The 16224-nt window shown below is 53.3% G+C and carries 27 protein-coding genes and 2 pseudogenes; 24 read left to right on the forward strand and 5 right to left on the reverse strand.

Features of this window, described 5'->3' with window-relative positions:
- From ACYVJ4_RS18325 to ACYVJ4_RS18345, 5 genes are all read right to left on the reverse strand, one after another.
- Positions 1 to 1044, reverse strand: a 1044-nt coding sequence (locus ACYVJ4_RS18325) for a DnaB-like helicase N-terminal domain-containing protein (RefSeq protein ID WP_460461515.1), incomplete at its 3' end; no start/stop codon positions are given.
- Positions 1034 to 1933: a hypothetical protein gene (locus tag ACYVJ4_RS18330; protein ID WP_045618179.1), complete on the reverse strand. Its 900-nt coding sequence runs from the start codon at positions 1931 to 1933 to the stop codon at positions 1034 to 1036. The genes ACYVJ4_RS18325 and ACYVJ4_RS18330, both read right to left, overlap by 11 nt.
- Positions 1926 to 2072 (reverse strand): hypothetical protein, encoded by a 147-nt coding sequence (locus tag ACYVJ4_RS18335; RefSeq protein WP_015571544.1) that lies wholly within the window; start codon positions 2070 to 2072, stop codon positions 1926 to 1928. The genes ACYVJ4_RS18330 and ACYVJ4_RS18335 overlap by 8 nt, the downstream gene beginning before the upstream one ends.
- An 83-nt stretch (positions 2073 to 2155) precedes the next feature.
- Positions 2156 to 2701: a toxin YdaT domain-containing protein gene (locus tag ACYVJ4_RS18340; protein ID WP_063613702.1), complete on the reverse strand. Its 546-nt coding sequence runs from the start codon at positions 2699 to 2701 to the stop codon at positions 2156 to 2158.
- Between the two features lie 29 nt (positions 2702 to 2730).
- Entirely contained in the window at positions 2731 to 2952 is a 222-nt protein-coding gene (locus ACYVJ4_RS18345; RefSeq protein ID WP_017693164.1) for a helix-turn-helix domain-containing protein, read from the reverse strand.
- Positions 2953 to 3050: 98 nt separating this feature from the next.
- On the opposite strand from ACYVJ4_RS18345, the gene ACYVJ4_RS18350 reads away from it, so the two are divergent.
- The 24 genes and pseudogenes from ACYVJ4_RS18350 (at position 3051) to ACYVJ4_RS18465 (ending at position 16177) form a co-directional block, all read left to right on the forward strand.
- Complete coding sequence (locus ACYVJ4_RS18350; protein WP_045907318.1) at positions 3051 to 3683, forward strand: LexA family protein; 633 nt, start codon at positions 3051 to 3053, stop codon at positions 3681 to 3683.
- A 661-nt stretch (positions 3684 to 4344) separates the two neighbouring features.
- Positions 4345 to 5513 (forward strand): IS3 family transposase gene (locus tag ACYVJ4_RS18355; protein ID WP_161657089.1). Its coding sequence is split into 2 segments (ribosomal slippage): positions 4345 to 4594 and positions 4594 to 5513, totalling 1170 coding nucleotides; the frame shifts between segments, so codons are not numbered across the junction.
- Positions 5514 to 5567: 54 nt separating this feature from the next.
- The gene (locus ACYVJ4_RS18360) at positions 5568 to 5915 is read left to right on the forward strand and encodes an HNH endonuclease (RefSeq protein WP_460461516.1); all 348 of its coding nucleotides are present in this window, start codon (positions 5568 to 5570) and stop codon (positions 5913 to 5915) included.
- A 171-nt stretch (positions 5916 to 6086) separates the two neighbouring features.
- The gene (locus ACYVJ4_RS18365) at positions 6087 to 6467 is read left to right on the forward strand and encodes a hypothetical protein (protein ID WP_460461517.1); all 381 of its coding nucleotides are present in this window, start codon (positions 6087 to 6089) and stop codon (positions 6465 to 6467) included.
- Between the two features lie 145 nt (positions 6468 to 6612).
- Positions 6613 to 6834: a hypothetical protein gene (locus ACYVJ4_RS18370; protein WP_063137418.1), complete on the forward strand. Its 222-nt coding sequence runs from the start codon at positions 6613 to 6615 to the stop codon at positions 6832 to 6834.
- A 157-nt stretch (positions 6835 to 6991) separates the two neighbouring features.
- Positions 6992 to 7201, forward strand: a complete 210-nt coding sequence (locus ACYVJ4_RS18375; protein ID WP_006809788.1) for a cell division protein FtsZ — start codon at positions 6992 to 6994, stop codon at positions 7199 to 7201.
- Positions 7202 to 7271: 70 nt separating this feature from the next.
- Positions 7272 to 8243, forward strand: coding sequence for a hypothetical protein (locus ACYVJ4_RS18380; RefSeq protein ID WP_063135599.1), 972 nt, complete (start codon positions 7272 to 7274; stop codon positions 8241 to 8243).
- 7 nt (positions 8244 to 8250) lie between these two features.
- Positions 8251 to 8535, forward strand: a complete 285-nt coding sequence (gene gamL / locus ACYVJ4_RS18385; protein ID WP_063135598.1) for a host nuclease inhibitor GamL — start codon at positions 8251 to 8253, stop codon at positions 8533 to 8535.
- A gap of 18 nt (positions 8536 to 8553) precedes the next feature.
- A complete protein-coding gene (bet, locus tag ACYVJ4_RS18390; RefSeq protein WP_063135597.1) occupies positions 8554 to 9399 on the forward strand; it encodes a phage recombination protein Bet in 846 nt (281 codons plus the stop codon).
- Positions 9396 to 10076, forward strand: coding sequence for a lambda exonuclease family protein (locus ACYVJ4_RS18395; protein WP_063135596.1), 681 nt, complete (start codon positions 9396 to 9398; stop codon positions 10074 to 10076). Before bet ends, ACYVJ4_RS18395 begins: the two co-directional genes overlap by 4 nt.
- Positions 10073 to 10501: a hypothetical protein gene (locus ACYVJ4_RS18400; RefSeq protein ID WP_048248450.1), complete on the forward strand. Its 429-nt coding sequence runs from the start codon at positions 10073 to 10075 to the stop codon at positions 10499 to 10501. Before ACYVJ4_RS18395 ends, ACYVJ4_RS18400 begins: the two co-directional genes overlap by 4 nt.
- Positions 10498 to 10650, forward strand: coding sequence for a DUF1317 family protein (locus ACYVJ4_RS18405; RefSeq protein ID WP_006809793.1), 153 nt, complete (start codon positions 10498 to 10500; stop codon positions 10648 to 10650). The genes ACYVJ4_RS18400 and ACYVJ4_RS18405 overlap by 4 nt, the downstream gene beginning before the upstream one ends.
- A 59-nt stretch (positions 10651 to 10709) precedes the next feature.
- Positions 10710 to 10796 (forward strand): annotated as a pseudogene (locus tag ACYVJ4_RS18410) (phosphoadenosine phosphosulfate reductase family protein); the annotation flags it as partial.
- Positions 10797 to 11540: 744 nt separating this feature from the next.
- Positions 11541 to 12095: a phage N-6-adenine-methyltransferase gene (locus tag ACYVJ4_RS18415; protein WP_032103555.1), complete on the forward strand. Its 555-nt coding sequence runs from the start codon at positions 11541 to 11543 to the stop codon at positions 12093 to 12095.
- Positions 12092 to 12310, forward strand: a complete 219-nt coding sequence (locus ACYVJ4_RS18420; RefSeq protein WP_063613698.1) for a hypothetical protein — start codon at positions 12092 to 12094, stop codon at positions 12308 to 12310. The genes ACYVJ4_RS18415 and ACYVJ4_RS18420 overlap by 4 nt, the downstream gene beginning before the upstream one ends.
- Positions 12307 to 12537: a hypothetical protein gene (locus tag ACYVJ4_RS18425; RefSeq protein ID WP_006176201.1), complete on the forward strand. Its 231-nt coding sequence runs from the start codon at positions 12307 to 12309 to the stop codon at positions 12535 to 12537. The genes ACYVJ4_RS18420 and ACYVJ4_RS18425 overlap by 4 nt, the downstream gene beginning before the upstream one ends.
- Before the next feature lie 88 nt (positions 12538 to 12625).
- A complete protein-coding gene (locus tag ACYVJ4_RS18430; RefSeq protein ID WP_006176202.1) occupies positions 12626 to 12772 on the forward strand; it encodes a hypothetical protein in 147 nt (48 codons plus the stop codon).
- Complete coding sequence (locus ACYVJ4_RS18435; protein ID WP_063613697.1) at positions 12773 to 12991, forward strand: TraR/DksA family transcriptional regulator; 219 nt, start codon at positions 12773 to 12775, stop codon at positions 12989 to 12991.
- Entirely contained in the window at positions 12991 to 13386 is a 396-nt protein-coding gene (locus ACYVJ4_RS18440; protein ID WP_053069217.1) for a phage protein NinX family protein, read from the forward strand. Before ACYVJ4_RS18435 ends, ACYVJ4_RS18440 begins: the two co-directional genes overlap by 1 nt.
- The gene (locus ACYVJ4_RS18445; RefSeq protein WP_048248685.1) at positions 13364 to 13603 is read left to right on the forward strand and encodes a DUF4222 domain-containing protein; all 240 of its coding nucleotides are present in this window, start codon (positions 13364 to 13366) and stop codon (positions 13601 to 13603) included. The genes ACYVJ4_RS18440 and ACYVJ4_RS18445 overlap by 23 nt, the downstream gene beginning before the upstream one ends.
- A gap of 57 nt (positions 13604 to 13660) precedes the next feature.
- A pseudogene (locus tag ACYVJ4_RS18450) lies at positions 13661 to 13933 on the forward strand (DUF550 domain-containing protein); the annotation flags it as partial.
- A 90-nt stretch (positions 13934 to 14023) separates the two neighbouring features.
- Positions 14024 to 14221, forward strand: a complete 198-nt coding sequence (locus ACYVJ4_RS18455) for a DUF7736 domain-containing protein (RefSeq protein ID WP_032104950.1) — start codon at positions 14024 to 14026, stop codon at positions 14219 to 14221.
- A gap of 369 nt (positions 14222 to 14590) precedes the next feature.
- A complete protein-coding gene (gene xisR / locus ACYVJ4_RS18460) occupies positions 14591 to 14836 on the forward strand; it encodes an excisionase family protein (RefSeq protein ID WP_025913358.1) in 246 nt (81 codons plus the stop codon).
- 45 nt (positions 14837 to 14881) lie between these two features.
- On the forward strand, positions 14882 to 16177 hold the full coding sequence (locus tag ACYVJ4_RS18465) for a tyrosine-type recombinase/integrase (protein WP_045348797.1): 1296 nt from the start codon (positions 14882 to 14884) through the stop codon (positions 16175 to 16177).
- Positions 16178 to 16224 lie beyond the last annotated feature (47 nt).

Genomic DNA, 16224 nt, shown 5'->3' on the forward strand with positions numbered 1-16224 from the left:
TTTTTCGGCAGACATCAGCGTCAGGTAGTCAACCAGAATCATGCCTACGCAGCCTTTCTCGCGCTTAATTCGACGGCATTCGGTAACGATATGCGCCAGGGACAGGCCCGGAGTGTCGTCGATGTACAGCATGTCGATTTCACTCAGCCGCCCGGCTGTTGCTATCGCCTTCTTAAAGTCGCCGTCGTAGTCGCCCTGGTACTGGTCATCGGCGTCATCCGTGGCGGGCATGTAAAAAATGCTCGGGTTAATGCCGGACTTCTGACCAACCAGTTTTTCCAGGATCTGGTCGCCTGGCATTTCCAGGCTGAACATCAGCGCTGGCTTTTTCTCACGAACCGCGCAGTTGATCGCCATCTGCCCATACAGGGTTGTCTTGCCCATCTTTGGCCTTGCGCCAATTACGAACAGAGAGCCTTTAACCAGACCTTTCGGCGCCAGCAGCCGGTCGAGTGACGGGATACCGGTGCTCATGCCGCGCTGTTCGCCTGAAGGGTCAAAGCGTTTCTCCAGATCTGCTACCCAGTCATCCATAACCTCGCCAAACGATCTCAACCCTCGTCGGCTGCCGGTTTTTGAATGGTCTGCGAGCTGGGTGAAAATACCCTGAATGGCCTCGTACTTCTGCGTAGCGCTCATGCCATTGCGGGAATACAGCAGCTCAGTAGCTTCAGTCAGGCGGTTAATACCGTAGCGCTCCATTGCGGCTTCCCGGACTGATGCTGCGTAAGCCACGATGTTTGCAGCGCTGGGAGTGTTCTTGGCGATCTCCGCAAGGTAAGCAAAGCCACCTGCCTGCTCCGCGAGCCCTTTGCCTTCAAGAGCGTCGAACAATGTCAGGCCATCGACTGGCTTGTTGTCTCGGAACATCTGGCGCATCTCGGCAAAGATCAGTTGGTGAGGTCGGCTGTAGAACGACTCAGGCTTGAGCATCGCCAGAACCTTCTGGACTCGCTCGCTGTTGTCATCATCCAGCAGCAGGCCACCGATAACGCTCTGCTCTGCTTCGAGGTTTTGTGGTACAGCCATGAAATCAGCGGTCATCACGATCCCCCTCGCGCACTTCGATGTAGAGCTTTTCGGTCAGGAACTTATCGAATTTCATGCGGCGCCAGGTCTTCCCGGATTTCTGGTCTGGTCGGTCTTCAAGCATCCAGCGGCAGTTCTGAGCGATGTAGCGCAGATAGCTTCTGAAACCGTCCATATCCATCGGCTTTCCGTCCAGGTTGCGGGCAATCTTGTTAGCCTTACCCCAGAAGGTGCGGATCAGATTGCGTCGCTCATCAGTGAGGCATCTCCATCCCCGAGCTTCAGGCAGTTCGTCTTTCAGGCATTGCCATACTTCATCGCATGACAAACGGGACTTTTTCTCTTCAGCGGGTTTCTGGTCATTTGCGACATACTTACTACCGTTAGGTAGTAAGTTATTTAATATATTGTTATCTGTGGACACTGGCTGGACATCGGCTGGACACTCCACCTCCACAGGCATTGATATAACTGCGTTTGCGCTGGACACTGGCTGGACATCGGCTGGACAAAAATTTGACTGATATTCGTCATATTTGACCACTTTTAGAACAGTAAAACGGTTGTTCGATTTGGTGGTGATCATGCCCAGATTCTGGAATTTACGGAGCAGTGATTTAACGCGATCAGCGGTCAAACCCGTTTCCATTGCCAGCGTGTTTCGCCCGGTAATGAACTCTCCGCGTTCGCAGATCACATCGCCGACATCAGTCGATACCAGTGTCTGTTCGTGATTAGCGCGCAGGAGCAGGTGAACCCATAAATGAGCCGCCTCAGCGTCCTTGTAGAACGGCACATCCATAATTTTACGGTGCAGCAAGGCAAACCCCTTACCGTCATTCGTGCGCGGTTTCTGGAGCCTTCTGGCCTCTCTGGCTTCGGCTAAATTGGATACGTTACCCACGGCCACTCTCCTTACGTTTCAGTTCTTCCAGGATGGCACGCATCTTCTCTGCCACAATCGGGTTAACCGAGCGGATGAAGCGGTCGCGGGTTATGTTTTTATGTACAGCGGTATGGTAATAGCGTGGATTTTTTGCCATTATTCCTCCTGCAACTACTCTCGTTTTTGCACCAGAAAGTCGGCTCTGTTCGCGCAGACCGGCTTTCGCCATTTCTGTAGTTCTCACATAACCCCCAGCATCGAAGTGACCATGGCCATCAGCGGAGCGGTCAGGTCTGGGTCGACACGGAACATCTCTACAATCCCCTCACTGAGTTCCTTGAGCTTCTGGTGACGCGGGGCGTTCATCGCGACGGCCACTTTCGCCTCGCTCGTTTCCTTCTCAAGTCGAGCTAAGCGGGACATGAAACTGTCCTCGGGAAGAAGGCGGTGCCGATACTCCAGCGGCAGGACGGACATGATTGCCGGCGCCAGCTGGCGAATGTTGTTGGCCGCATATTCGGTGTCTCCGTCGATCCAGCGGAACACCTTCTGCATCTGGCGGTGTGAGTCAGTCGGGATATCCAGCCCGGTGCCGCCGGTTGCCCGCCACTCTTCAACAATCAGAGCGGCGACAAATTCACGGCTGCGGCAATCAGCTGCCCAGGCGCGTACGGCTGCGCGGATCCCATCGATGTTTAACGCCGAGGAATCAGGTTCCCGGCGATTCTGGTAAATCATCGCCGTTGGCGAAAATTTGTTACCTTGTTGATACGCAAGTGAATGCATTGCTTTCCCTTTCGTGGTTAGAGCCGCCGTTAAGCGGCTGTTGTTTTATTCGGCTCATCGCCAAAAAGAAGCCATTCAGGTTCACATTTGAGAGCCCGAGCCAGCTCAACCAAATAACGTGGACGCTTAGTAGTCCCGGCCTCGATGGCCTGAAGTGATTGCTGTTTCATGCCAGCCAGTTTTGCTAACTGGTCCTGAGACAGATTCATCTCTTCACGTTTTTGCTTGAGGCGTTGAGAAATTGTTTCCATATCACCTCCACAGTTTTATCTGTATTCTGTGACAGTTATTTCTGTTTGTCAATTACAGTTTTAACTGTGACTATCAAGGCATACAGAGAGAGGGATTTATGAGCCTTGCGGATCGCGTTAAACAAAAAAGAATTGAGCTGGGATTAACCCAGACAGAAGCTGCTGAGAAGGCCGGTATTCGGCAGCAGTCATGGCAGAGCATTGAAGATGGGAAAACTCTCAAGCCACGTAATATAATTGGAATAGCCAAGGCGCTTAAATGCGATGCTGATTGGCTAATGAACGGCGGCGCGTTTATGCCGATGGCAGAGGTCAACAGCAGGAGAGTTCCGTTGATAAGCTATGTACAGGCAGGAGCACTGGCTGAGAAAAACCCTATCGAGGCTTTCGATGGCAGCCTTGAATACATACTCACTGATCTGGATGTGTCCCAGCACACCTTTGCATTGCGCATTGAAGGCGACTCAATGGAGCCAGATTTCAAGGCAGGAGACGTTATTATCGTCGACCCTGAGGTTGAGCCAACGCCTGGGGAATTTGTTGTCGCGAAGAACGGCGGAACACAGGCGACCTTCAAGAAATACCGTCCGACATGGGTAGACCCTCTCGGCTGCCAGCACTTTGAACTGGTCCCACTCAATGATGATTACCCTGTCATTAACAGCGATCACCAGCCTTTAACCATTATCGGTGTAATGATTGAGCACCGCATTTACCGCCGCAAACGCTAAATCCCCCTCTCAAACATCAGAACAAACCGGCTACTGCCGGTTTTTTTTTCGTCCTCAGAAAATAAATTATCCACAAATACAGAAACATATGTTTCGCACGCCATAAAATACAGTTTTGTCTGTTGACGATAATACAGTTTTATCTGTATCTTTAATCCATCGAAACGAAACATCGACAGCTGAGCGAAGTTAGCCAGCGGCGGACAGCAAGTCGCCTGCTCATTAAGAATTCAGTCAAGCAGCAAATCACCCGGAGCGCTCCTGGCAAATTGAAATGGCGCCCAATGGGATTGAGGCAGGTGTGTAACGCGTGGCGGGTATAGCACACGAAGAGGACTCCGCACCGGAATGGTTTGCTGCTCAGTTCCCGAACATCGGGGAATCTTTACCAGCAGCTCTCTGCGAGGGGCTGACGGTAAACAAACAGAGAGGTAATTATGCGGCCTGAGTTAAACCAAGAGTATCTCCGCAAAATCCTAACTTACGATCCTGAAAGTGGTCATTTCAAATGGAACTTTAACAAAGGCGCTCGCAATAAATCTCCTTATGCGGGGACGCTAACCAGTTACGGGTACATCAAGATCCTGATTGAAGTGGTTTACTGAATTTGGCCACCTGAACAGAGGTGATATGCTCATCTCAGAACAATACAGGTGTCCCAATGAAAAAAAGAAATTTCAGCGCAGAGTTTAAACGCGAATCCGCTCAACTGGTCCTTGATCAGAACTACACCGTTGCAGCTGCGGCCAGTGCTATGGACGTGGGGCTTTCTACCATGACGCGATGGGTAAAGCAGTTACGGGATGAACGACAGGGCAAAATACCTAAAGCCTCCCCTATAACCCCGGAACAGATTGAAATACGTGAGCTAAAGAAAAAGCTACAACGCATTGAAATGGAAAACGACATATTAAAAAAGGCTACCGCGCTCTTGATGTCAGACTCCCTGAACAGTTCTCGTTAATCGAGAAACTCAGAGCGCAGTATCCTGTGGTCACACTCTGCCACGTGTTCGGGGTTCATCGCAGCAGCTACAAATACTGGGTGAAAAGCCACGAAAAGCCAGACGGCAAGCGGGCTGTATTACGTAGCCAGGTTCTGGAGCTGCATAACATTAGCCATGGCTCTGCTGGCGCGAGGAGTATCGCCATTATGGCAACCCTGAGAGGTTTCAGAATGGGACGCTGGCTTGCCGGCAGGCTCATGAAAGAACTGGGGCTGGTGAGTTGTCAGCAACCCACCCACCGGTATAAACGTGGTGGCCATGAACACATCGCTATCCCAAATCACCTTGAGCGACAGTTCGCAGTGACAGAGCCTAATCAGGTGTGGTGCGGCGATGTGACGTATATCTGGACAGGCAGGCGCTGGGCTTACCTCGCCGTTGTTCTCGATTTGTTCGCCAGGAAACCGGTAGGCTGGGCAATGTCATTCTCACCGGACAGCAAGCTAACCATCAAAGCGCTGGAAATGGCGTGGGAAGCCCGAGGTAAACCAGCGGGAGTGATGTTCCACAGTGACCAGGGTAGCCACTACACAAGCAGGCAGTTCCGGCAGTTATTGTGGCGTTACCGGATCAGGCAAAGTATGAGCCGACGCGGAAACTGCTGGGATAACAGCCCGATGGAACGCTTCTTCAGAAGCCTGAAAAACGAGTGGGTGCCAGTGACAGGCTATATAAACTTTAGCGAAGCAGCTCATGCGATCACAGACTATATCGTCGGGTATTACAGTTCGCTAAGGCCGCATGACTATAACGGTGGGTTACCCCCAAACGAATCGGAAAACCGATACTGGAAAAACTCTAAAGCCGTGGCCAGTTTTAGTTGACCACTTCAGATCGACCAAAAGCAATACTTTGCTCACAGGCTCGCATGGCTTTATGTGCATGGACACTGGCCTGAAGGTTTTATCGACCACATCAACGGCGATAAAGCTGACAACCGCCTAGTTAACCTCAGAGAGGCTAAGCGTGAGGAAAACTGCCGTAATGTATCCATTAAATCAACAAACACCAGCGGTTACATCGGGATCAGCATTGATAAGCGTCATGGGTGCTGGAGAGCGCAGATCAAGGTTAACAGGAAGCAAATAGCCCTCGGTACTTTCCAAACAAAAATTGATGCGGTGCGTGCTTTTAACGAGGCGGCCGTTTTCCATCATGGCGAATACGCCATTCGAAAGATTAAACATAACGAAGAGATGCTCATGAAAGAGTTTGGGCATCTTTAGCATTTCTCCCGCATCAGCGGGCAAATCATATGAGGTGAAGTATGAAAGAGACAATAGCAATTATTGGTGCTGATGCTCTGTTTACGAAGCGTCCTGACATGTCAGAGGTTAGCGACATCATCAGTTATCTGATGACACGCGATTCATATGCACGCCCAGAGGACGCAGATGGTGACCCGGTTAAGCGGTACGCCATTGTTTGCAAAATCACGGTTGAAGAAATTGATTAAGGCTGCCAGTGGCGGCCTTTTTTACGCCCGTCAGCGGGTAACGACAGAGGGTAAGGCGATGGCAAAAGTTGTTCTGGTCTGGAATCCACAGAAGACAGAGTGTGTCGGTTTTTTAGAGCGAGAACCTGATGGTTCCACTTGGGATTGTGGATCAGATGGTGACGCGGAGCATGCAGCTGGCGGTATGAGATGGAATCCAGTTTCCACTCTCGCCGATAGCTTCAGGGAGCAATACGAAGACGTTGATGACGAATGTTTCATGCAGACCATTGAAGTTGATCAGTCATTAGCCGACGCGGTTGAAAGAGAAGAAGAAGATTAACCCGCTCCGGCGGGTTTTTTATTGGCCATACATAGGCAGATTTTCGAGTCTGCCCATTTATGACAACCGGCGGCCATCCACCGCCCATTAGCGCAGAAGTCTTGTATTAACCGTTCCGTTCGCCGCGATAAGGCCAAGAGGATTTATGAGTAAGAAAAATGACGGTGGCTACGCTTTCCCTATGGAGGCGACAGATGCCACAGCTTGGAGGGATTGCAATCAGGGAATGACGTTGCGCGACTACTTCGCGGCCAAGGCTATGCAGGGTCGATTAGCGAATCCTGACTGGTTGTGTAGCGATGACCGCACAGCAACCGAAGCGTACCAGATAGCTGACGCAATGCTTCGCGCCCGGGGGGCATCATGACAGTCACCCACAACGGCAAGCAGTACACCGTAAAGCGCTGTGCCATGAACGATAACGAATGGCGGCTAACGTCGCTAACCAACCCGCGGGAGCAGATCACTCTTAACCGCTGGCAGATGCATATCGCTGGCCTCCTGGAACAGGTTGAGGTGAAGGTATGATCAACCACTACGGCACCACCCCGCTCATTCGCCAGTGCGTCACGCCCGGCATGATGGCAATGCATGAAGGCCGCACCTATCGCGTTTCAGCAGTCATCCAGGAGCGAAAATGGGTATACCTGCACACCGATGCAGAAATCATCCGCCTCAGTGACTGCGTGATTGACGTTCTTCTGGACGGTCACGGCAACCCTATCCAGCACTAACCACCCTATTCAACCGATCGGCCTGGCATTACGCGGGCGAGATCTGCACATCCAAATTTCAGGAGAAACCATGAGCGAAGTAACGGACTTAGCTGTCATCGAAATCAAACCGGATCAGGCGCCAGCGCTTTACATCGCGGGTGGCCTTGATGCTTACCTCGAGCAAATCCGCCAGGCAGTAAACGAAGTGCCGGACCTGTCAACGAAGAAAGGCCGTGACCGTGTCGCCTCTCTGGCAGCGCAGGTGTCCCGCAGCAAGACGGCAATCGAAAAGCCGGGCCGTGAGTACCTGAAGCGCCTGAAAGAGGCTGTGCGTCCTGCTGAGGCGGAAATTAAGCGCTTCGTTGATGCCTGCGACGAGCTGCGCGATGCCACCCGCCGACCACTCACCGAATGGGAAGCAGAACAGGAACGCATCAAGGCTGAAGAAGCTATGAACGCGATGCACGATGAAGCGCTGGAGATGAACGAAGAGTTTGACCGCCAGCGCGCTGCGCAAATCGAAGCGGACCACGAAATGGCTCTTCTGATGAATGACAAGTTTGACCGCGATCGCGAAGAGCAGCGCCGTCTGGCGGAACAGGCCCAGCGTGAACACGAAGAACGCATTATGCGCGAAGCGGCAGAACAAGCCCGCCTCGATGCCGAAGCGAAGCACAAAGCAGAGATTGAAGCCGCAGCGCGCCGTGAAGCCGAAGAGAAAGCCCGCGCTGAACTAGCGGAGCGCCAGCGCATCGAAGCGGAACAGCGTGCGGCACGCGAGAAGCAGGAAGCAGAAGCGCGGGCGGAACGCGAAAAAGCCGCGGCGGTTGAGGCTGAGCGCCTGAAAGCAAAACAGGCCGAAGCAGTCCGCCTGGCTGAGCAGAAGCGCATCGCCGACGAACAGGCAAAACGTGAAGCTGATGTGAAGCACCGCAAGACGGTCGGCACCAACATCGTTAACGCGCTCACCAGCAACACCAGTTTAACCCGCGAACAGGCTATCGAAGTGCTTACCGCCCTGAAAGATGACCTGATCCCCTGCGCGAAAATTCATTACTGAGGCAACCATGAACGCATACCTCACTTACGACCGCATCGAAGATCGGCTCTGGGCTGAGCAGCAGCTCACCGACGAGAAGGAGAAGTGGATCGGCGACCGGGCGCAGCAAATCATCGACATGATGCCAAAAGATCCGTCCGGCCTCTTCCACTTCACGGTCCCGATCGACTCCAGCCCATACGAAGGACTTCGCAGCGATAAAGCTGGCGAGGCCTACAACGATTTCATTTCGGCAGTTGCTTACGCCCAGGCGGAATACGACTGGGAACACCGTACCGGCTGCCCGTTTTAATTTTTGAGGGGATTAACGATGGCAAACGAATTAACAATCACAGCGACGTCGCTTCAGGAGATAGGCGTCGACGTCTCCACCTGGAGCGCTCTGAAGAACAGCATCTACCCTGGCGCCAAAGACGAATCGGTAATGATGGCGCTTGATTACTGCCGCGCCCGCCAGCTGGATCCGTTGCTAAAACCTGTCCACCTCGTTCCGATGTACGTCAAAGACTCGAAAACAGGTAAAGGAGACTGGCGCGACGTGGTCATGCCGGGGATCGGGCTTTACCGCATTCAGGCAGACCGCTCCGGCGATTATGCCGGGGCTCGTGAGCCGGAGTTTGGTCCAGACGTAACTCAGACGCTTACTGGTGTTGAGGTGACCTTCCCTCAGTGGTGCAAATACACCGTTTATAAGCGCATGCCCAGCGGCGAAATCGTCGAGTTCAGCGCCAAAGAATACTGGATTGAAAACTACGCCACCGGCGGCCGCGACACCACGGCGCCGAACGCGATGTGGAAAAAGCGCCCGTATGGACAACTGGCGAAATGCGCAGAAGCCCAGGCATTGCGTAAGGCATGGCCTGAAATTGGACAGCAGCCTACCGCTGAAGAAATGGAAGGCAAATCACTGGACGTAGATATCCGTGACGTCACGCCCCGCAGCGCTACTGAAGCGCTTCCACCAGCCGCAAGCGAAGAAACGCTTCAGGCGATCACCGATCTCTTAACATCGCTGAATAAAGACTGGGAGCAAGACTTCCTCCCTGTGTGCAGCGACATCTTCAAGCGGCCAATTCTTGAGGCATCAGACCTCACTGAAGAAGAGGCACAGAAAGGGTTCAACTTCCTTCAGAAAAAAGCTAAGGCGGCAGCATGACACCAGAAATCATCCTGGACCGGACCGGCATTGACGTAACCACTATCCAACAGGGCGATGAGGCGTGGCACCGGCTACGCCTCGGCGTCATAACCGCCTCTGAGGTGCACAATGTCATTTCCAAGCCGCGCTCTGGCACCAAATGGACGGGAATGAAGATGTCCTACTTCCACACTTTGCTCGCCGAGGTATGCACCGGCGTCGCGCCAGAGGTTAACGCCAAGGCGCTGGCATGGGGAAAGCAGTACGAGGAAGACGCCCGCACCCTCTTTGAGTTCACCACCGACGTGAAAGTCACGGAGTCTCCGATCCTGTTCCGTGACGAGAGCATGCGCACCGCGTGCTCCCCTGACGGCCTTTGCAGTAACGATTTCGGCCTCGAATTGAAATGCCCGTTCACCTCCCGTGATTTCATGAAATTCCGCCTAGGCGGTTTTGAGGCCATTAAGTCCGAGTACATGGCCCAGGTGCAGTACAGCATGTGGGTGACCGGAAAAGACGCTTGGTTCTTTGCCAACTATGACCCGCGCATGAAGCGCGAAGGTATTCACCACGTCGTCGTTGAGCGGGATCCACAGTACATGACCGATTTCAACGAAATGGTTCCGGAGTTCATCGAGAAGATGGACGAGGCGCTGGCGGAGATCGGCTTCACGTTCGGGGAACAGTGGAAATGAAACGCACACCCTTCTATCGCCGGCCCGGGCGAACCGGGCAATTCTCCGGCCTCCGTGAGCGCGTTATATGGATGATTCAGACGCGCGGCCGCCCGGTCACCGGTAGTGAAATCGCTGAGAAGTTTGGCGTAACGCTCATCGAGTTTAACCGGGTCGCGAACGGCATCACCCGCGGCACCGGGCAGATAGCGCAGATAGTTGAGTCGGAGAAATGGCTCAACGAGGACGGCATCTGCGACCGGACTTTCGACCTGGTCACAAAGCCAAAGGTCGTAACACCGCAGGGTAAATCGCGGCTGTTCACCCGGCGCGCCATAGAGCAGTCGCAGGAAGGTAGGCGGCAGGAATGCATCGAACGTGCCGCCCGCCGTCGCCGCCTGATTGCTCAGGGCCTCTACATCGACGAAATGGAGTCCATCCTATGACTCACGCTCACGACGACATCAGGGTTGGCACACTGTGCCTTCCCTTCATTGGTAACGGCTGGCTAATGCCATGGGGTGAAGTGGTCAGCAATCCATTAAAGGCGCAGCGGCTCGCTGAGGAATATCGGGAAAGGCAGGAGGCGGCATGAGCATACCTCAAGTTGTCAGTTTCTCTGGCGGCAGAACCTCGGCCTATCTCGTCCATTTAATGGAGCAAAGGAGACTGTCTGGCGAAGAGGTTCACTATGTCTACATGGACACAGGGGCAGAGCACAGAGGGACCTACGAGTTCATCAAGAAGCTGGCGCGCGAATGGTCGATTAACCTGATCTGCCTCCGTGTAAAGGTTAACCCTGAACTGGGTAAGGCAAACAGTTACTCGGTGGTACCGCTTGATGATATCGGCCCTGATCTTCAGCCATGGAAAGATGTCTGCGAAAAGTACGGCACCCCATACGTCCACGGCGCGTTCTGCACCCGGACCATGAAAATGGAAGTTTTCGAAAGATATTGCCGGGAAACATTCGGCCAGTATCACACATGGATTGGTATTCGGGTTGACGAGCAGCGCAGGCTAAAGCCTCGAGAAGGCGTTAGTTATCTGGCAGATGTAAGCGATTTCGAAAAGCAGGACATTCTCGACTGGTGGAAGGATCAGCCATTTGACCTAGGCATTCCAGAACACCTGGGTAACTGTGTTTTCTGTATCAAAAAAGGGATAAACAAGGTCGCCCTCGCCGCACGCGACGAGCCTGAGCTCGCCGCTGACTTCTGGAATCTTATTACCGACCCGTCAGTAAGGGTTGTGGAACGACGCCAGCAAGAAAACAAAATCATGTATCGCGGCAACAATTCTCTGGAGAGCGTGATCGCAATGTTCTCTGACAGTTCACGCGAAGATATTGCAGCAACAATAAAAGGAGGCGGCGGATATGACCCTAATTCATGCACTGAAAGCTGCGAAGCCCTGACGTGTGAAGTGGATGATAACCCAGAGCCAGAGGTAGAGGAGCCCGAGGAAGAAGAAAGCCAAGTTTCGATCCGCACTGGATATGGAGGAAGCCATACTCCAGCAGATCAGCGCGACCTCTGGCGTACTCCACCAGCCCTCTTCGCTTCTCTTGATGCTGAGTTCTGCTTCCAGTTGGATGCCGCCGCGGCTCCGCATAACGCACTGTGCCGGAAGTTCATCACCTCCGAGCAGAACACGCTGGAAACGCCGTGGGCTGATTACCTGAATGTGCCAGGCTACGTCTGGCTGAACCCGCCATACAGCGACATCACGCCGTTTGTGAAGAAGGCTGCCGCCGAGAGCAACAATCAGATCGGCACGGTCATGCTGGTTCCGGCAGACACATCGGTTGGCTGGTTTAAGGAGGCTATCCAGACCGCCAGCGAAGTTCGCTTTATCACCGCCGGGCGGCTGGCTTTTATCAACCCGGTCACCGGTAAGCCGGTCTCGGGAAATAACAAAGGCAGTATGCTCATCATCTGGCGACCGTATCCGCGTACACACTGCCACTTCGCAACTGTGGACCGGGACGAGCTGATGGCTTTCGGGGCGAAACTTCTCGCCCGCCGGGAGGCCGCATAACGCCAGCAAATGAAAACGCCATCCGCACCGCATGCCGCCGCTGCACCGAGGAAATCCAGCAGGCCATGCGCAAGAAGCCAAAACCTAACTGGAACGAAACGGTGCCTCCCATCATCAACAAGCATCACAAGAAAATTGAAGCTCTGGGAGTTAGCCTCCTGGAGTTCGTCGTATACACAGGTCGGCTTAATCGCCGCTTCGGAGTTGAATCGTGACCAAATACGCAAAACTGGATAGTGAGGTGTTAAGCGCTATTGGTGCTCAGCCAACCTCGTTTTCGGAGCTATTTAGCCCTTCCGTCAGACAGGAGTGCCTCGTCATTGCTGAAGCAGAAGGAAAGCACCCGATGGACGTCTTCCGCATTCTTGACCGCCGGCTCCAGTCGCTCAGGAAGCTTGGCGTTATTCAGCACGTCAAAGGTAAAGGGTGGATACAGCCATGAAATCGCACATCAACAGGTCGCTAAAGCGGCCTTTTTTATTGCTGGCCTTCACCTTCAACCGCATTAATCGACTCTTCGAGGAATAACTATGGACGAAATGACACAGGAATTTAAAGACTGGTACGAAAAAGAAACTGGATGGTGTGTAGAAGATGCACCCTCAGACGATGTAACAGCGCTTATCTGGCTGGCATGGAAAGCCGGGAAAAAGGCTGGTGAAGACTTTAAGGAGTGAATCTTGGATATCATCGACACAGCAGCTGAGATTGAAGAGCTTCAGCGTAACGCCGCCCTTTCCGCTCACCGGATCAACCGCAACGCTGTATCAGCTGAACGTTGTGAAGAATGCGACGAACCGATCCCCGAGCCGCGGCGCGCTGCCGTGCCCGGCTGCCAGACGTGCGCGGATTGCCAATCTGTTATCGAACTGAAGAATAAGCAGAGGGGGATATGATGGATTACAGCAAGTTGACTGACAAAGATATTAATAAGCTTGTGGCATTCGCATTAGGCTGCAAAGAAGTCGTTCCTGATATTTTCATGAGCGATGAGCGCCGATATGAATTCGAGAAGCCAAAGAATAAATCAGGTAACAAATTCTTCTTCGACCCGTGCAACAACGTAGCTGACGCATGGCCGATCATTGTTGGTCACAAGCTAAGCCTGATCAATGCGGACAACGAGTGGCTTTGCGTTCCTGATGATACCGCGGTTGATGGGACCACTGGCGACGATGTTCAGATGATTTATTCCGGCGATGGGCATGTTCACGCCAACCCACTTAGAGCAGCGATGGTCGTATTCCTTACTCTACAGGATTCAGCCAATGTTCAGGATAATCCAGCCTAATACCTGGTACGCCGATCCCCACGGCGCGCCCTGCAAAATACTCCGCGCTACCCACGAAGTAGTCCACTACATCCGCAACGGTCGCACCTGCATCGCCAGCATGGGCCGCTTTCAGCACGAATTTGAACCGCTGACCAAAGCACTGGCCGAGCGGATCGCCGAAGAAATAGAAACAGCAGAACACCTGAAGAAGCTGCGCGCCCAGCGTGCGGCGTGAGGAGAGAGCGTGAAATTTTACGAATCGAAGAAATCGCAGTTCACCAGAAACCTGATCCGGCGGCGCCACGCTGAATGGTCAGAAAAGACCTTCGGCAACGTCGGCCCCGTCGGGCCGCTGAAGCATCTGTCGAAAGAGGCGCTGGAAGCTGCTGCCGATCCCGGCGACCTCAGCGAATGGGCTGATATGCAGTTCCTGCTGTGGGACGCACAGCGGCGCGCCGGTATCACCGATGAGCAAATCACCGCGGCGCTTGAAGAAAAGCTGAAGGTGAATATGGCTCGCCAGTGGCCGGAGCCGAAAGACGGCGAGCCGCGCCTTCACATCAAACCATGACGCAACTGATAGCCAGTTATGAGCTGGCTATTGGGTGCGAAAACTTAGTGCGATAGAATACCGACATCATAAAGGAGGAATTAGATGAAACTGACACAACAGCAGTGCACCATCCTAACTGGCTACACTGGGGTATTGATCGGGAGTTTTTCAGATTTTCAGCAGGATGCTGAGAAACGTCTGGGCAGAACTTTGCTTACCCATGAAATGGCCTCTGCCGAGGTTATGTCTGAATTGAAAGAACTTTATAAAAAAGATTTCCTCGCTTTAATGCCCGAATAGACCGTTCGCCACATCCCTGCCTCACCTAAATAGAACCCGCCACTGAGCGGGTTTTCTTTTGGGAGTTAATCATGCAATTAAACCCCATGACCTGGCTCATCGCCGCACTTATGGCGCTGGGCGCTTTCATCTCATTTCTTCACGAACCGGAAGGTGTGCAATGGCTGCTTTTAATGTTGGCGCATTAGTCCAGAAGAAGGCCGGCGGTATTAATGGCGTAGTGGATAGCCTTCAGGACCCGGACGGCGACCATCCGCAGTTCTGGGTGCGGTGGGACGACCGAAATTATTCAGTGCATCCGGAAAACGAATTACGCGCGGCCACGCCAGACGGTCCGCAGTTTTATAAAACGATGTCATAGGAGCGATCATGAGCGAAATCATTCAAATCGTGCCCAGCGAGTGGGTGACAGAAGACCTGCTTGTGAAAATGACAGGGCTTCGCCCGGGAACGATAGCGCGGGCCCGCAAGAAAAGTTGGCTGTGTGGAAGGGAGTACGTCCACATGTCGCCTGACAGCATCCCAAAGGAAAACAGCGAGTGCTTGTATAACCACAAAGCCATCGATCAGTGGGTTGAAAGCCTCAAAAAGAAACAGCCGGGTGCGCGCCAATGAAGATCCGTTTATGCTTAGCGGGCTCTTGGACGTCAGGAGGGAATAATGGCTAAGTCAGCATACCCAACAGGCGTGGAAAACCATGGCGGTACGCTCCGCATATGGTTCATCTATAAAGGCAGCCGGGTGCGTGAAAGCCTCGGCGTGCCGGATACACCAAAAAACAGAAAGGTCGCTGGCGAGCTGCGCGCGTCGGTGTGCTTTTCGATTAAGACCGGCAACTTCAACTATGCAGCGCAATTCCCAGACTCGCCTAACCTGAAAAGGTTTGGGGTGGAGAGCAAGGAAATCACCGTGCTGGAGCTGGCGAACAAGTGGCTTGAACTGAAGCGTATGGAGATCAGCACCAACGCGATGTCACGCTATGCATCTATAGCGCGCAACATGGTGCCCAGGATTGGTGGGGACAGGCTGGTATCTGCGGTAACGCAGGAAGATCTGCTGTTTATCAGGAAGGAATTGCTGACCGGTTATCACACGCTGAAAGTCGGGCAGAAAACGCCGGTTAAGGGTCGCTCAGTCAGGACGGTCAACAACTACATGAAGACCATGGGCGGGATGTTTAAGTTTGCCGCTGATAGCGGTTATGTACGGGTGAATCCGTTCACCGGGATCGCCATGCTTAAGCGGTCACGATGCGAGCCTGACCCGCTGACGCGCGATGAGTTTGTCAGGTTGATTAACGCCTGCGCCCACCAGCAACTGAAAAACATGTGGTCTCTTGCCGTCTACACCGGCGTGCGCCACGGAGAACTTGTGTCGCTGGCCTGGGAAGATATCGACCTGAAAGCGGGTACGATGATGATCCGCCGGAACCACACGTTAACGAAGGAGTTCACCCTTCCGAAAACAGAGGCCGGGACGGACCGTATCATCAACCTCATTCAGCCGGCGATTGACGTGCTGAAGAGCCAGGCCGAGTTAACTCGCCTGGGTAAGCAGTATCAGGTTGAGGTGAAACTGCGCGAATATGGCCGTACCGATGTGCATCCATGCACGTTCGTGTTCAACCCGCAGATCGCATCACGTAATGGCCGTGCCGGGCATCATTACGCAGTGGGATCGATTAACCAGTCGTGGGAAGCGGCAATGCGACGCGCCGGGATTCGTTATCGCAGAGCATACCAGTCCCGACATACGTATGCATGCTGGTCGTTAGCTGCCGGCGCCAACCCTAACTTCATCGCGAAGCAAATGGGCCACACCGACGCGCAAATGGTTTACCGGGTGTACGGATCCTGGATGGCTGAAAATAACCAGGACCAGGTACTCATCCTCAACCAGAAATTGAGTGAGTTTGCCCCATCCATGCCCCACGCCGTGGGATCGGATGGTTATTAATTATAAATATCATTAGGTTAGATAACCTAAACTTGCATGCCCATCAC

The organism is Angustibacter peucedani (genome assembly GCF_054779595.1).

Coding starts and splice junctions, on each gene's coding strand:
- ACYVJ4_RS18335 (WP_015571544.1), bottom strand. CDS start 2,072: ATGGCAAAAAATCCACGCTATTACCATACCGCTGTACATAAAAACATA.
- ACYVJ4_RS18340 (WP_063613702.1), bottom strand. CDS start 2,701: ATGCATTCACTTGCGTATCAACAAGGTAACAAATTTTCGCCAACGGCG.
- ACYVJ4_RS18345 (WP_017693164.1), bottom strand. CDS start 2,952: ATGGAAACAATTTCTCAACGCCTCAAGCAAAAACGTGAAGAGATGAAT.
- ACYVJ4_RS18350 (WP_045907318.1), top strand. CDS start 3,051: ATGAGCCTTGCGGATCGCGTTAAACAAAAAAGAATTGAGCTGGGATTA.
- ACYVJ4_RS18370 (WP_063137418.1), top strand. CDS start 6,613: ATGAGTAAGAAAAATGACGGTGGCTACGCTTTCCCTATGGAGGCGACA.
- ACYVJ4_RS18375 (WP_006809788.1), top strand. CDS start 6,992: ATGATCAACCACTACGGCACCACCCCGCTCATTCGCCAGTGCGTCACG.
- ACYVJ4_RS18380 (WP_063135599.1), top strand. CDS start 7,272: ATGAGCGAAGTAACGGACTTAGCTGTCATCGAAATCAAACCGGATCAG.
- gamL (WP_063135598.1), top strand. CDS start 8,251: ATGAACGCATACCTCACTTACGACCGCATCGAAGATCGGCTCTGGGCT.
- bet (WP_063135597.1), top strand. CDS start 8,554: ATGGCAAACGAATTAACAATCACAGCGACGTCGCTTCAGGAGATAGGC.
- ACYVJ4_RS18395 (WP_063135596.1), top strand. CDS start 9,396: ATGACACCAGAAATCATCCTGGACCGGACCGGCATTGACGTAACCACT.
- ACYVJ4_RS18400 (WP_048248450.1), top strand. CDS start 10,073: ATGAAACGCACACCCTTCTATCGCCGGCCCGGGCGAACCGGGCAATTC.
- ACYVJ4_RS18405 (WP_006809793.1), top strand. CDS start 10,498: ATGACTCACGCTCACGACGACATCAGGGTTGGCACACTGTGCCTTCCC.
- ACYVJ4_RS18430 (WP_006176202.1), top strand. CDS start 12,626: ATGGACGAAATGACACAGGAATTTAAAGACTGGTACGAAAAAGAAACT.
- ACYVJ4_RS18440 (WP_053069217.1), top strand. CDS start 12,991: ATGGATTACAGCAAGTTGACTGACAAAGATATTAATAAGCTTGTGGCA.
- ACYVJ4_RS18445 (WP_048248685.1), top strand. CDS start 13,364: ATGTTCAGGATAATCCAGCCTAATACCTGGTACGCCGATCCCCACGGC.
- ACYVJ4_RS18455 (WP_032104950.1), top strand. CDS start 14,024: ATGAAACTGACACAACAGCAGTGCACCATCCTAACTGGCTACACTGGG.
- xisR (WP_025913358.1), top strand. CDS start 14,591: ATGAGCGAAATCATTCAAATCGTGCCCAGCGAGTGGGTGACAGAAGAC.
- ACYVJ4_RS18465 (WP_045348797.1), top strand. CDS start 14,882: ATGGCTAAGTCAGCATACCCAACAGGCGTGGAAAACCATGGCGGTACG.